The following is a 13,247-nucleotide window of genomic DNA, read 5'->3' on the forward strand; positions in this document are numbered from 1 at the left end:
GGCTTTGATCGCCGAGTGTCATCCACGGGTAACGGGCCCTCCATACACTCGGGGGTGCCCATGCCCGCCCTCCGTGTCCCCCCGGGAACGCCCGCCCCCCGAAAGGCCTGGCCCATGACCGAGTCGACCCTGCCGCCGGACGTCCCCGCCACCGACCGGGTGCGTACGGTCTGCTCCTACTGCGGGGTCGGCTGCGGGGTCGTCCTGGACATCGCCACCGGCCCCGACGGCCGCCGCAGCGTCGTGAAGGCCTCGGGCGACAGACAGCACCCGGCGAACGCCGGCCGCCTGTGCACCAAGGGCGCCACCGGCGCGGAGCTGCTCGCCGCTCCGGGACGCCTGACCACCGCCCTGGCGCGGGCCGAACGCGGCGAGCAGCCCGCCCCGCTCGGCCGGGACGCCGCCATCGCGGAGACCGCGCGCAGGCTGCGGTCGGTGCTGGAGTCCCACGGACCGGACGCGGTGGCCTTCTACGTCTCCGGTCAGATGACGCTGGAGGCGCAGTACCTGGCCAACAAGCTGGCCAAGGGCTTCATCAGGACCAACACCATCGAGTCCAACTCCCGTCTCTGCATGGCGAGTGCGGGCAGTGGCTACAAACTCTCCCTGGGGTCGGACGGCCCGCCGGGCTCCTACGAGGACTTCGCCCACGCCGATGTCTTCCTCGTCACCGGCGCCAACATGGCCGACTGCCATCCGATCCTGTTCCTGCGGATGATGGAGCGCGTGAAGACGGGCGCGAAGCTCATCGTCGTCGACCCTCGGCGCAACGCCACCGCCGCCAAGGCCGACCTCCACCTGCGCATCCGGCCCGGCACCGACCTCGCCCTCCTCAACGGACTGCTGCACCTCCTCGTGGAGAACGGGCACACCGACCCCGAGTTCATCGCCGAGCACACACAGGGCTGGGAGGCGATGCCCGCCTTCCTGAACGACTACCCGCCCGCCGCCGTCGCGCGGATCACCGGCATCCCCGAAGCCGACATCCGGCAGGCGGCCCGCTGGATCGGGGAGGCGGGCGAGTGGATGAGCTGCTGGACGATGGGGCTCAACCAGAGCACCCACGGCACCTGGAACACCAACGCGCTCATCAACCTGCATCTGGCGACCGGCGCCCTCTGCCGCCCCGGCAGCGGACCGTTCTCGCTCACCGGTCAGCCCAATGCCATGGGCGGCCGGGAGATGGGCTACATGGGGCCGGGGCTGCCCGGCCAGCGCTCGGTGCTCGTCGAGGAGGAACGCGCCTTCGTCGAGGGGCTGTGGGGCCTGGAGCCGGGGACCCTGCGCGCGGACGGATCGGGCAGCGGCACCGTCGACATGTTCCGCCGGATGGCGCAGGGCGACATCAAGGCGTGCTGGATCATCTGCACCAACCCCGTGGCGTCGGTCGCCAACCGCACCACCGTCGTGGAGGGCCTACGGGCGGCCGAATTCGTCGTCACCCAGGACGTGTTCGCCGACACCGAGACCAACGCCCACGCCGACATCGTGCTGCCCGCCGCGCTCTGGGCCGAGTCGGAGGGCGTGATGGTCAACTCCGAGCGCAACCTGACCCTCTCCCGCCGTGCCACCGACCCGCCGGGAGAGGCGTGGCCCGACTGGCGCATCATCGCGGCCGTCGCCTGCGCCATGGGGTACGAGGAGGCCTTCAGCTACACGAGCGCCGAGGAGATCTTCGCGGAGATCACCCGGGCCTGGAACCCGCAGACCGGATACGACCTGCGCGGAGTGACGTACGAGCGGCTGCGCGAGACCCCCGTGCAGTGGCCCAGCGCCGCCGTCGACGGCCCCGCCCGCAACCCCGTGCGCTACCTCAACGACGGCGTCAGCCAGGAGCTGATCGTACGGCCCGACGGCACCGTGCCGCGGCTCGCCTTCCCCACCCCCGGCGGCCGCGCCGTCTTCCACGCCCGACCGCATCTGCCGCCCGCCGAAATGCCCGACGACGACTTCCCGTTCGTCCTGAACACCGGGCGGCTCCAGCACCAGTGGCACACCCTGACCAAGACCGCGAAGATCGGCAAGCTGAACCGTCTGGACCCCGGGCCCTTCGTGGAGGTCCACCCCGACGACGCCGCCGCCCTCGACCTCGCCGAGGGCGACGGCGTCGAGATCGCCTCACGGCGCGGCCGCGCCGTGCTCCCGGCCCGGATCACCGACCTGGTCCGGCCGGGCGAGTGCTTCGCCCCGTTCCACTGGAACGACCTGTTCGGCGAGCACCTCGGTGTGAACGCCGTCACCAACGACGCGGTCGACCCCATATCCTTCCAGCCCGAGCTCAAGGTGTGCGCGGTGCGACTGGCGAAGTCCGCCGTCCCCGCGTCGGCCGTCATACCGGCCCCCGCCTCCGCCTCCGCCCCTGCTTCCGCCTCCGTCCCGGCCCGGGCTTCCGGGCCCGCTCCGGTCGCCGCTCCGGCCTTCGCGGCCCTTGCCGCTGCCGCCCTCTCCGACGCCGCCCCCCCGCCGTATCCGCACCAGGAGGACGAACGGCGCGCGCTCTGCGGGGTCCTCGGCCTCGCGGACACCGCGGCCCCCCTCCTCACCGAAGCGGAACGCCGCTATCTGGCCGGGTTCCTGGCGGGCCTGGGCGCCCGGCCCTCGGGCACCCCGGTGCTCCCGGAGCACGCCCCCATCGCCCCGGACCACGCCCTGTGGGTCAACGGGGTACTGGCCGGCACCTACTCGCGCCTCCCGGCCGCCGACGCCCCCTCCCCGGCCGCCGCGCAGGCCCCCCAAGATCCGTACGGCCAGGGCCGCCCGGTCGTCGTGCTGTGGGCCTCGCAGACCGGAAACGCCGAGGAGGTCGCCGCCACGGCGGCCCGCACCCTCGCCGCTGAAGGCCACCGCACCACGCTCCTGTGCATGGACGAGGGGACGCCCGACGTCCTCCCGCGCCCGGCCGACGTCCTCCTCGTCACCAGCACCTTCGGCGACGGCGAGGCCCCCGACAACGGCGCCGGATTCTGGGAGTCGCTCAACGCCCCCGGCGCGCCGCGCCTGGACGGCGTGCGCTACGCCGTCCTCGCGCTCGGCGACTCCTCGTACGACGACTTCTGCGGCCACGGCCGGCGGCTGGACGAACGGTTCCACGCCCTCGGCGCGGAGCGGCTGGTCCCGCGCGCCGACTGCGAACCCGACTACGAACAGCCCGTCGGCCAGTGGCTCAAGGAGGTCCGCGTCGCCCTGGAGATATCCGCGGCCCCGGAGCCCGCCGTCGAGATGAGCGCCTTCGCCGCCGTTGCGGAGACACGCCCCCCGCTCGCCGCTCCCGCCCCCCGCCCCTCGCGGGAGGCCCCCGGGACCGCCCTCCTCACCGGGAACCGGCTGCTGAGCCTGCCCGGCGCGGGAAAGGAGGTCCGTGCCTTCACGCTCGACACCCTGCACACGGAGACCCCCCTCACCTACGTGGCCGGCGACGCCCTGGGCGTACGGCCGCTCAACTGTCCGGACCTGGTGGCCGAATGGCTCGCCGTCACCGGCCTCGCCCCGGACGCGGAGGTGGAGCTGCCCGGTCGCGGCACGGTCGAACTGGGCGAGGCCCTGCACCGCCACCTGGACATCGCCCGCATCACCCCCGACCTGTTGCGCCTGGTCGCCGACGACACGGGGGACCGGACGCTGAAGAAGCTGCTGCGCCCGGACAACAAGGGCGAACTGGCCCAGTGGGCGTGGGGCCGCCAGGCCGTCGACGTCCTCGCCGAACACTCCGTGCGCGCCCCCGCCGCCGCGTGGGCCGACGTCCTCGCGCCCCTGCGGCCGCGGCTGTACTCCATAGCCTCCAGCCCCGTGGTGGACCCTCACCGCATACGTCTGACCGTCTCCGTGGTCCGCTACGAGAGCCACCGCGGCCGGACCCGCAAGGGTGTCGCCTCCACCTTCCTCGCCGACGCCGCGCCGGACAGCCCCGTGCCGGTCTTCGTCCAGCGCAACGACCGCTTCCGGCTCCCCGCCGACCCGGCCACCCCGGTGATCATGATCGGGCCGGGCACCGGCGTCGCCCCGTTCCTCGGCTTCCTGGAGGAGCGCCGGGCCCTGGGCCACCCCGGCGCCAACTGGCTGTTCTTCGGCGAGCAGCACCGCGCCACCGACTTCTACTACCGCGACGAGCTGGACGCGCTGCGCCGCGCGGGCACCCTCACCCGGCTGGACACCGCGTTCTCCCGCGACCAGCGGGCCAAGGTCTACGTCCAGGACCGGATGCGCGAGCACGGGGCCCAGCTCTGGTCGTGGGTCCGCGAGGGCGCCTGCGTCTACGTCTGCGGTGACGCCTCCCGCATGGCCAAGGACGTCGACCGGGCCCTGCGGGACATCGCCGTCGCTCACGGCGGGCTGGACCCGGAGGCGGCGGCCGCCCAGGTGAAGCAGCTAGCCTCTGACCGCAGATACGTGCGTGACGTGTACTGACCGAGGGGGGCATGGCCATGGAGTGGGCGCAGGCGCCGGTGGACACAGAGCCGGCCGCCGCGACGGTCCTGTTGAGCGGCATCCCCGGCAGCGGCAAGAGCACCGTGGCCGCGGCGCTCGCCGCCCGCTTCACCGCCTCCGCGCACATCGAGGTGGACGCCCTCCAGGGGCTCATCGTCTCGGGCGGCCGGTGGCCCTCGCCGGAGCGGGACGAGGAGGCGGACCGGCAGATCCTCCTCCGGGCCCGCAACGCCTGTCTGCTGGCGGACAGCTTCGCCGCCGCCGGCTTCCTCCCGGTCATCGACGACGTGGTCGTGCGCCGCGCCCACCTCGGCTTCTACCGCGAAAGACTCACCGGCCGGCCGCTGCACCGCGTCCTCCTCGCCCCGGGCGCGGCGAAGGCCCGGGAGCGCAACCTCGCCCGGGACAAGACTCTGACGACGGACTGGACCCCGCTCGAGACGGTGATGCGCGCCGAACTCGCCGACGAGGGGATCTGGATCGACAACGCGGAACTGACCGTGGACCGGACGGTCGACGCGATCCTGGCCGCGACCGGCCTGAAACCCGCCGCCCGGCCGGTCGGCCCTCAGAGGGCGCCCGGAGGACCAGGGCCGGGCGGCCGCTAGCCCGCCGACTCGCCCGCGTGCGGGCTCAGCACACCGGCCCAGATGAGAAGGAACAGCACGGCGCCGAGGATGATGCGGTAGATGACGAACGGCATGAAGCTCTTGGTGGTGATGAAGCGCATGAACCACGCGATCACGGCGTACCCGACGACGAACGCCACCAGGGTCGCGAAGATCGTCGGCCCCCAGGACACATGCCCCTCGTTCGCGTCCTTCAGCTCGTACGCCCCCGACGCGAGCACGGCGGGGATCGCCAGCAGGAAGGAGTAGCGCGCGGCCGCCTCCCGGGTGTAGCCCATCAGCAGTCCGCCGCTGATCGTCGCGCCCGACCGGGAGACGCCCGGGACCAGGGCCATCGCCTGGCAGAACCCGAAGATCAGACCGTCCCGGACGTTGAGGTCCTGGAGCGTCTTGCGCTCCTTCACGACGCGGTGCCTGCCGCCGGACTCGTCGCGCGCGGCCAGCCGGTCGGCGATGCCCAGCACGATGCCCAGGACGATCAGCGTCGTCGCGATCAGCCGCAGGTCGCGGAAGGGGCCTTCGATCTGGTCCTTGAGCGTGATGCCCAGCACGCCGATCGGAATCGATCCCACGATGACCAGCCAGCCCATCTTGGCGTCGTGGTCACTGCGCATCGAGCGGTCCGTCAGTGAACGGAACCAGGCCGACAGGATGCGTGAGATGTCCTTGCGGAAGTAGATGAGCACCGCCGCCTCCGTGCCGATCTGGGAGATCGCGGTGAACGCCGCACCCGGGTCGTGCCAGCCGGCGAACGCGGCCGTCAGCCGCAGGTGGGCGCTGGAGGAGATCGGCAGGAACTCGGTCAGTCCCTGAACGAGGCCCAGGACGAATGATTCGAACCAGCTCATGGGGCTTTGGCCATCCCGAAGGTGATCGTGCATCGGCCACGGGCCACGGGCCCGCCGGCGGCGTGCGGTGTGCGGTCGAGGACATCAGAAAGAAGGGGCCCCGGGCCCCGAGATCCTTGGTCGGTCGCGGGCACAGTATCGCCTGAAAGTGAACACCAGACCGACCGGTCCCCGCCGCGGCCCGGTCAGCCGCCAGCGGCCTCCGGGCCCAGCCGGTGACGCTTGCGCCAGGCGACCAGAGCCCCGGCGAGAGCGGAGACCACGATGAAGCCCGCCGCGGCCAGGAACACGGGCGAGGTCGGCGACGCGGCCTCGCTGCCCGCGATCACGTACGCCGCCGTGTTCGGTATCGAGCCGAGCCCGGTGGCCAGCAGGAACGGCGGGCAGGCCATGCGGGAGGTCGCCGCACAGTAGTTGGCGGCGGCGAACGGGACCCCGGGGAAGAGCCGCAGCGCCAGGACCGACCGGAAACCGTGCCGGCTCAGCACCCCGTCCGCCGCGGTGAGCAGCCGGCCGCGCAGCAGAGTGCGCAGCGCGTCCTGACCCAGAACCCGGCCCAGCGTGAACGCGACGCCCGCGCCCAGCACCGTGCCCGCCAGCGCCGCCGCCAGCCCCGCCTGCGCGCCGAACAGCGCCCCTGCGGCGAGGTTGAGCAGCGGGCGGGGCACGAACGCCACCGTCAGCGCCCCGTACGCGAGCGCGAAGACCATCGCGGCCGTGCCGCCGGTCAACTGAGGAGGCCACCCCGATGCCAGCAGTCGCTGGGGTTCGAACAGCAGCATCGTGGTGGCGGCCCCCAGCAGGACCACGAGGAGCAGCGAGAGCCGGGACCACGGTGACAGGAGCGCCCTGGACCAGCGCAGCGAAGGACCGGCGGTGGCGGGTCCGGAGAGGGGGGCGGGGTCGAGCATGCGGGGAGAGTAACCGAAACGGGCGGGTGATCGCCGTAACGTGCGTCGCGTACCCCCGCCGCCCGCCCGGCGCGGCGATCGCACCGCTCGCGGCCGGCGGTTGCCGGGGGGCCGGTCCCAGCACGTCGGCGCCGACCCGCTGCGCCGGCACGGGAACCCAAGCGCCCTCGAACGGCCCGCTGCCCCGCGACGCCCCGGTCCCACGGAAAACCGGTCGACGCGGGGGCCGGCCCCGGCCATGATCTGAGGCATGTTCCGGTACGTCTTCCTCGCAGCGCGGTCCGCGGTCGCGGACGCGCCGAAGGCTGCCGTGAACGTCGCGGTCCCGGTGGCGGCCGTCGCCGCAGCAGCAGCCCTCCCGGCAGCGGTCCTCGCCGCCGCAGCGCCCTTCGGCGGCGCCCGAAGCTGACCCTCCCCCGACAGTCCGGCGGACCCCGCAAGGGGAGGGTCGGCAGGTCCCTGGGGTCTTCTCCGCTCAGCTTCGAGTCCTCGTAAGGAACGAGCCATGTCCAAGACGGCGTACGTGCGCACCAAGCCGCACCTCAACATCGGCACCATGGGCCACGTCGACCACGGCAAGACCACCCTCACCGCCGCCATCACCAAGGTGCTCAGCGAGCGCGGCGGCAGCGGCACCTCCTACGTGTCGTTCGACCGGATCGACCGGGCCCCGGAGGAGGCCCGGCGCGGCATCACCATCAACATCGCCCACGTCGAGTACGAGACCGACACCCGCCACTACGCGCACGTCGACATGCCCGGTCACGCCGACTACGTGAAGAACATGGTCACCGGAGCGGCGCAGCTCGACGGGGCGATCCTCGTCGTCTCCGCGCTCGACGGGATCATGCCCCAGACCGCCGAGCACGTGCTGCTGGCCCGTCAGGTCGGCGTCGACCACATCGTCGTCGCCCTCAACAAAGCCGACGCGGGCGACCCCGAACTGACCGACCTGGTCGAGCTGGAGGTGCGCGAGCTGCTGTCCGCGCACGGCTACGGCGGCGACGCCGTGCCCGTCGTCCGGGTCTCCGGGCTGAAGGCGCTGGAGGGCGACCCCCGCTGGACGGCGGCGATCGAGGGACTGCTGGACGCCGTCGACACGTATGTGCCGATGCCGGTGCGCTACACGGACGCGCCGTTCCTGCTGTCCGTCGAGAACGTCCTGACCATCACCGGCAGGGGCACCGTGGTCACCGGCGCGATCGAGCGCGGCACGGTCCGCGTCGGCGACCGGGTCGCGGTGCTCGGCGCGGATGCGGAAACCGTCGTCACCGGCCTGGAGACCTTCGGCAGGCCGATGGACTCCGCCGAGGCCGGGGACAACGTGGCCCTGCTGCTGCGCGGGGTGGAGCGTGACCGCGTCCGCCGCGGCCACGTCGTCGCCGCGCCCGGCAGTGTGACGCCCAGCCGCCGGTTCACCGCGCAGGTGTACGTGCTGTCGGCGAAGGAGGGCGGCCGGACGACCCCGGTCGCCACCGGCTACCGGCCGCAGTTCTACATCCGCACGGCGGACGTCGTCGGGGACGTCGACCTCGGCGAGGCGGCCGTCGCGCGCCCGGGGGACACGGTCACGATGACCGTGGAACTGGGCCGTGACGTGCCGCTGGAGCCCGGCCTCGGCTTCGCGGTCCGCGAGGGCGGCCGCACCGTCGGCGCGGGCGCCGTCACCGCCCTGCTCTGACGGCCCGCGCGCCCGCCGCCCGCCTCCCGGGGCGGCGGGCGGCGGGCGCGCCGGAGGTGGGCCGCTGCGGTGACAATGGAGGGGTGAACGAGCCGATACCCGTCAACCGTGAGGTCGACTGCGGCACCGCCCGGCTGCTGCCCGACGTCGACCGCGACCGGGCCTGGCTGCTCACGGTCGACGACGCGCCCCAGTCCTACGTCGACCTCGACGACCCGTCGCACCTGGAGTTCGAGTACGTCCGGCGGCTCGCCCACGTCGTGGACGGCGCGACGCCGGCGGGAGCGCCGCTGGACGTCCTGCATCTGGGCGGCGGCGCGCTGACCCTGCCGCGCTACGTGGCCGTGACCCGCCCCGGATCGCGGCAGGACGTCGTGGAGGCGGACCGGGGCCTGCTGCGGTTGGTCGAGGAGCATCTCCCGCTGCCCGGGGGCAGCGGGATCAGCCTCCACGCGGGCGACGCCCGGAGCCGGTTGGAGGCCGCTGCGCCCGCCTGCGCCGACCTGCTGATCGGGGACGTCTTCGGTGGCTCCCGGGTGCCGGCCCATCTCGCCTCCGCCGAGTACGCGCGCGCGGCGTGCCGGGCGCTGCGCGTCGACGGGATCTACGCGGCCAATCTGGCGGACAGCACGCCGTTCGCCTTCGTCCGCTCCCAACTGGCCAACTTCGCCGCCGTCTTCCCGCACCTGGCGCTGATCGCGGAGCCGGCGGTGCTCCGCGGCCGTCGCTTCGGCAACGTCGTGCTGCTGGCCTCGCACGCCCCGGTCGACATCGCCGCGCTCACCCGGCGTTGCGCCGCCGACGCCTTTCCGGCCCGGGTCACGTACGGACCGGCGCTGGCCCGGTTCCTCGGCGGAGCCCGCCCGGTGCGGGACGCGGACGCGGTCGCCTCGCCCGAGCCGCCCGGGGGCGCCTTCAGCGTCGGCTGACGCGTGGAACGAGCGTGGACCGGCAGGGCGCGCGGGGCGCGGATCTCGGAGAGCGCCGACGTTCTCCGCGTGGGCGGCGGCCGGGACAGCGCGGCGGCCGCGGAGCGCGTCAGCCGGCGGGCCGGCCGGCGAGCCGGACCGTGCTGAGGATCTGCTGGACGGTCGAGTCCGGAAGCTCGTCGTCGACGCCCGCGTTGGCGTAGAGCACCCAGGTCGCGAACTCGTCCTTGGCGTTCTTGAAGGTGAAGGCGATGGACTTGCCGTCCGTGTCGCACTTCTCCTTCTTGCTCAGCTCCAGCGCGGTGGCCTGCACGACGCTGCCGGAGAGCCCCGACTTCGTCGTGTAGGCCTTGGGCTCGCCGATCTTGACCTTGCTCTTGGGGTCGGTCTGCGCGTAGGCGGCCCACACCCAGTTCGCGGCCTCGTTCCGCGCGGCCTCGTCGGCGGTCTTGGCGCCCTGGGCGCCCTTCGTCCCGGCGCCGGCCAGCCCGGTGGTCTCCTCGCGGCCGTCCCCGTCGGAGTCGTCGACGCACCACTTGGTCTTGTAGTGGGCGGGGGCGGAGAAGCCGGCGACCGGCGGGCCCGTGGGGTCCTTGGCGTCCTCGAAGCCGGAGATGACGCCGGTCCCCGAGACCTCCCAGTCGCCGGGGACGTCGAACTGCGTGCCCCACTTGGGGTTGGTGACGACCTTCCAGCCCGCGATGAGCGGCTTGGGGTCTCCGTCGGCGCCCCGCGGGTTCTCCACCGGTGCGGTGCCGGTGGCCGACTCGCTGGGCTGCGCGCTGGGCGACGCGGACTTCTTGCCGTCGGCGACGCTCTCGCCGCCCTCGTCGTCCCTGTTCAGCACGATGGCACCGGTGACGACGGCGGCCACGAGGACCGCTGTCGCCGCGACGACCGCGACGAGGGCCGTCTTCTTCTTGTCGTCGCCCGGCTTCGGCCCCCCGGGCGACCCCGGCACGGCGTACTGGGGCACGGTCGGCTGCTGGTACGGATGGGGCTGCGGGTAGCCGGGCTGCCCGCCGGGCTGACCCTGCGGGTACCCGTACCCCGGCTGCGCCGACTGGCCCTGCGGCGGGTATCCCGGCTGCTGGTAGGGGTTCGGCTGCTGGTACCCCGGCTGCTGGTACGGGTTGGAATTCTGGTCCTGCGGGTTCTGCTCGCCCCCGGGCGGCTGCTGTCCTGGCCACATGGCCAGTAACCATAGAGGGGCGGCGCGTCCGCTGCTACGGCCGCCCCTGTTCCGGTGCTGTACGGGGATGGCCAAACAGGGCTACCCGTGAGTAACCTTCGGACCATGAGCGCTGAAGAGACGACCGTGGGCGAGATGCTCCTCGCGACGGTTCCGATGGCCCGGACCCTCGACCTCGACTTCCTGGAGACGACCGCGGAACGCGCGGTCGTCCGGCTGCCCGACCAGGTGGACTACCACAACCACGTCGGCGGCCCGCACGCCGGAGCGATGTTCACGCTCGCCGAGTCGGCCAGCGGCGCCGTCGTCATCGCCGCCTTCGGCGACCAGCTGCGACGTGCCGTGCCGCTCGCGGTGAAGGCCGAGATCGGCTACAAGAAGCTCGCCATGGGGGAGGTCACCGCCACCGCCACCCTCGGCCGGCCCGTCGCCGACGTCGTCGCCGAACTCGACGCGGGCGGACGCCCCGAATTCCCCGTCGCCGTCGAGATCAAGCGCGCCGACGGCGCGGTCACCGGCGAGATGACCGTGGTGTGGACTCTGCGCCCCAACAGCTGACCGGCGGCGTTCGGCCCCGGGCCGCCGCCCTCCCCGGCCCCGCGAGGGGAGGACGGCGGCCCCGGTTCCGTGGCGCGGAGGTCCGGGCACGGCCTCACACCGCGTGCGCCCGCCGGTGGGCCTTGGCCAGTTCCACGTAGCCGGTCGCGTTGAAGCGGACGCCCTCCAGCTCCTCCTTCGTCAGCGGCCGCTTGACCTTGGCGGGGACCCCCGCGACGAGAGAACCCGGCGGCACCCGCATGCCCTGCGGGACGAGGGCCTGTGCCGCGACCAGCGAGCCAGCGCCGATGTGCGCGCCGTTGAGCACCGTCGCGCCCATCCCGATCAACACGTCGTCCTCGATCACACAGCCGTGCAGCACCGCGTTGTGGCCGACCGACACCCGTGCGCCCACGGTGAGCGGAAAGCCGGGGTCGGTGTGCACACTGCAGTTGTCCTGGACGTTGCTGTCGGGCCCGATCGTGATGGGGCCGCAGTCGGCGCGCAGCACGGCCTGATACCAGACACTGGAGCCCGGCGCGAGTGTCACCTCTCCGATCACCACGGAGGTGGGCGCCACGAACGCGTCCACGTCGACCACCGGCTCCTTGCCGCCCATGCCCGTGATCAGCGCCTGCTCCGCCATCGTCTGCTCCTTCGCGCCGGTGTGGTGCTCCGGGCCCTCGTCGCCGGGCCGGGCCGTTCCACACGGTAGGCGACGGCTCCCCGCACGCACCGGGCGGTGGGGCGAACATCACAGGTCACCGCGCGGATGGCCGCCGCGTCCCCGACTACCGTGAGTGCGTGCCGAAGAACCGAAACATGTTCTCCTCCCTCGCCCGCCTCCCGCGTCGCGCCGCCTCCCGCGCGGTCCACCGCTGCTGGGCGTGGGTGCGGGAGACGGGCGCGGTCACCGCGGAGCACCCCGGGCGGCTGCGGTTCGCCGCCATCGGCTCGGGAACCCGGCTCGCCTTCCCGCAGGGCACCGTGTTCGGGGAGCCGTGGATCGAGCTCGGCGCGCACTGCGTCATCGGCGAGCAGGTCACGCTCACGGCGGGGATGATGCCGGACCTGGACCTCGGGCCCGACCCCATCCTCACCCTGGGCGACGGAGTGGTGCTGGGACGCGGCAGCCACGTCATCGCGGACACGACCGTGTCGATCGGCCCGGACACCTACTGCGGCCCCTACGTCTACATCACCTCCACCAACCACAGCTACGACGACCCGCACGAACCCGTGGGAAAACAGTGGCCCCGCACGGAGCCCGTGGCCATCGGCCCCGGCTGCTGGATCGGGACCGGCGCGGTGATCCTGCCCGGCGCGAGGATCGGCCGGAACGTGGTGGTCGCCGCGGGCGCGGTCGTGCGGGGCGAGGTCCCCGACCGCGTGGTGGTCGCGGGGGCCCCTGCCCGCGTCGTCCGCAGCTGGGACCCGGAGAAAGGCTGGCAGCCGCCCCTGCGCACGCCCGCGCCCGTGCCCATCCCCGAAGGCGTCACGCCCGAGCAGCTCCTGGCGCTCACCGCACTCGAAGAGGCGCCCGACCCCCCGTAAGGGCTGTCCCGTAGCGGCCACCGGCTCCCGGCGCCCCGCGGGGCCTTCCCCAGGACGCCGCACGGTGCTCCGGGGACGGTCAGGAGCCGGGGGCCAGCCGCGGGATCTCGATCGCCGGGCACCGGTCCATCACCATGTCCAGCCCCGCCGCCCGCGTCCGCTCGTAGGCGGCCGGGTCCACCACCCCCAGCTGGAACCACACCGCCTTCGCGCCCACCGCCACCGCCTCGTCCGCGATCCCGCCCGCCAGCTCGCTGTTGACGAACACGTCCACCACGTCGACCGGGAAGGGGACCTCTGCCAGCGAGGCGTACCCCCGCTCACCGTGCACGGTCTGCGCCTTCGGATGCACCGGCACCACCCGCTTGCCGAACCGCTTCAGGACGGCCGCCACCCCGAAGGCCGCCCGGGACCGGTTGTCGGACAGGCCCACCACCGCCCAGGTGTCGCCCGTGTCCTGAAGAACGCGCCGGATCGTCTCTGTCTCCGCGTCTGGGTACATGCCCGGACAACCGGCGGCCCCCGCCCGTCATTCCCGCCG

Annotated in this window: 12 protein-coding genes; 7 read left to right on the top strand and 5 right to left on the bottom strand. The window is 73.4% G+C overall.

Features of this window, described 5'->3' with window-relative positions; all coding sequences use genetic code 11:
- Positions 1 to 114: 114 nt before the first annotated feature.
- Together V9U70_RS12080 and V9U70_RS12085 are read left to right on the top strand one after the other, a co-directional pair.
- On the top strand, positions 115 to 4,404 hold the full coding sequence (locus tag V9U70_RS12080) for a bifunctional nitrate reductase/sulfite reductase flavoprotein subunit alpha (RefSeq protein WP_336674642.1): 4,290 nt from the start codon (positions 115 to 117) through the stop codon (positions 4,402 to 4,404).
- A gap of 17 nt (positions 4,405 to 4,421) precedes the next feature.
- On the top strand, positions 4,422 to 5,033 hold the full coding sequence (locus V9U70_RS12085; RefSeq protein ID WP_336674971.1) for an AAA family ATPase: 612 nt from the start codon (positions 4,422 to 4,424) through the stop codon (positions 5,031 to 5,033).
- Here V9U70_RS12085 and V9U70_RS12090 read toward each other — a convergent pair.
- On the bottom strand, positions 5,030 to 5,902 hold the full coding sequence (locus tag V9U70_RS12090) for an undecaprenyl-diphosphate phosphatase (protein ID WP_336674644.1): 873 nt from the start codon (positions 5,900 to 5,902) through the stop codon (positions 5,030 to 5,032). The genes V9U70_RS12085 and V9U70_RS12090 overlap by 4 nt on opposite strands.
- A gap of 185 nt (positions 5,903 to 6,087) precedes the next feature.
- Entirely contained in the window at positions 6,088 to 6,813 is a 726-nt protein-coding gene (locus V9U70_RS12095) for a TVP38/TMEM64 family protein (protein ID WP_336674646.1), read from the bottom strand.
- A gap of 250 nt (positions 6,814 to 7,063) precedes the next feature.
- Between V9U70_RS12095 and V9U70_RS12100 the strand changes: the two genes are divergently transcribed.
- From V9U70_RS12100 to V9U70_RS12110, 3 genes are all read left to right on the top strand, one after another.
- Positions 7,064 to 7,222 carry a hypothetical protein gene (locus V9U70_RS12100; RefSeq protein ID WP_336674647.1) on the top strand — a complete coding sequence of 53 codons (159 nt, stop codon included), beginning with the start codon at positions 7,064 to 7,066 and terminating at the stop codon, positions 7,220 to 7,222.
- 96 nt (positions 7,223 to 7,318) lie between these two features.
- Positions 7,319 to 8,494, top strand: a complete 1,176-nt coding sequence (gene tuf, locus V9U70_RS12105; RefSeq protein ID WP_336674649.1) for an elongation factor Tu — start codon at positions 7,319 to 7,321, stop codon at positions 8,492 to 8,494.
- An 83-nt stretch (positions 8,495 to 8,577) separates the two neighbouring features.
- Positions 8,578 to 9,423 (top strand): spermidine synthase, encoded by an 846-nt coding sequence (locus tag V9U70_RS12110; RefSeq protein ID WP_336674650.1) that lies wholly within the window; start codon positions 8,578 to 8,580, stop codon positions 9,421 to 9,423.
- 109 nt (positions 9,424 to 9,532) lie between these two features.
- Here the strand turns inward: V9U70_RS12110 and V9U70_RS12115 are convergent, their stop codons facing one another.
- On the bottom strand, positions 9,533 to 10,615 hold the full coding sequence (locus tag V9U70_RS12115; RefSeq protein WP_336674651.1) for a DUF8017 domain-containing protein: 1,083 nt from the start codon (positions 10,613 to 10,615) through the stop codon (positions 9,533 to 9,535).
- 105 nt (positions 10,616 to 10,720) lie between these two features.
- On the opposite strand from V9U70_RS12115, the gene V9U70_RS12120 reads away from it, so the two are divergent.
- Positions 10,721 to 11,173 carry a DUF4442 domain-containing protein gene (locus tag V9U70_RS12120; protein WP_336674652.1) on the top strand — a complete coding sequence of 151 codons (453 nt, stop codon included), beginning with the start codon at positions 10,721 to 10,723 and terminating at the stop codon, positions 11,171 to 11,173.
- 94 nt (positions 11,174 to 11,267) lie between these two features.
- On the opposite strand, the gene V9U70_RS12125 is transcribed toward V9U70_RS12120, so the two are convergent.
- Positions 11,268 to 11,798 (bottom strand): gamma carbonic anhydrase family protein, encoded by a 531-nt coding sequence (locus V9U70_RS12125; RefSeq protein WP_336674653.1) that lies wholly within the window; start codon positions 11,796 to 11,798, stop codon positions 11,268 to 11,270.
- Positions 11,799 to 11,956: 158 nt separating this feature from the next.
- On the opposite strand from V9U70_RS12125, the gene V9U70_RS12130 reads away from it, so the two are divergent.
- Positions 11,957 to 12,706 (top strand): acyltransferase, encoded by a 750-nt coding sequence (locus tag V9U70_RS12130; protein ID WP_336674654.1) that lies wholly within the window; start codon positions 11,957 to 11,959, stop codon positions 12,704 to 12,706.
- Between the two features lie 79 nt (positions 12,707 to 12,785).
- On the opposite strand, the gene V9U70_RS12135 is transcribed toward V9U70_RS12130, so the two are convergent.
- Positions 12,786 to 13,208 carry a CoA-binding protein gene (locus tag V9U70_RS12135; protein WP_336674656.1) on the bottom strand — a complete coding sequence of 141 codons (423 nt, stop codon included), beginning with the start codon at positions 13,206 to 13,208 and terminating at the stop codon, positions 12,786 to 12,788.
- Positions 13,209 to 13,247: the final 39 nt, after the last annotated feature.

Source organism: Streptomyces pratensis, assembly GCF_037137275.1.
Classification (GTDB): Bacteria; Actinomycetota; Actinomycetes; order Streptomycetales; family Streptomycetaceae; genus Streptomyces; species Streptomyces pratensis_B.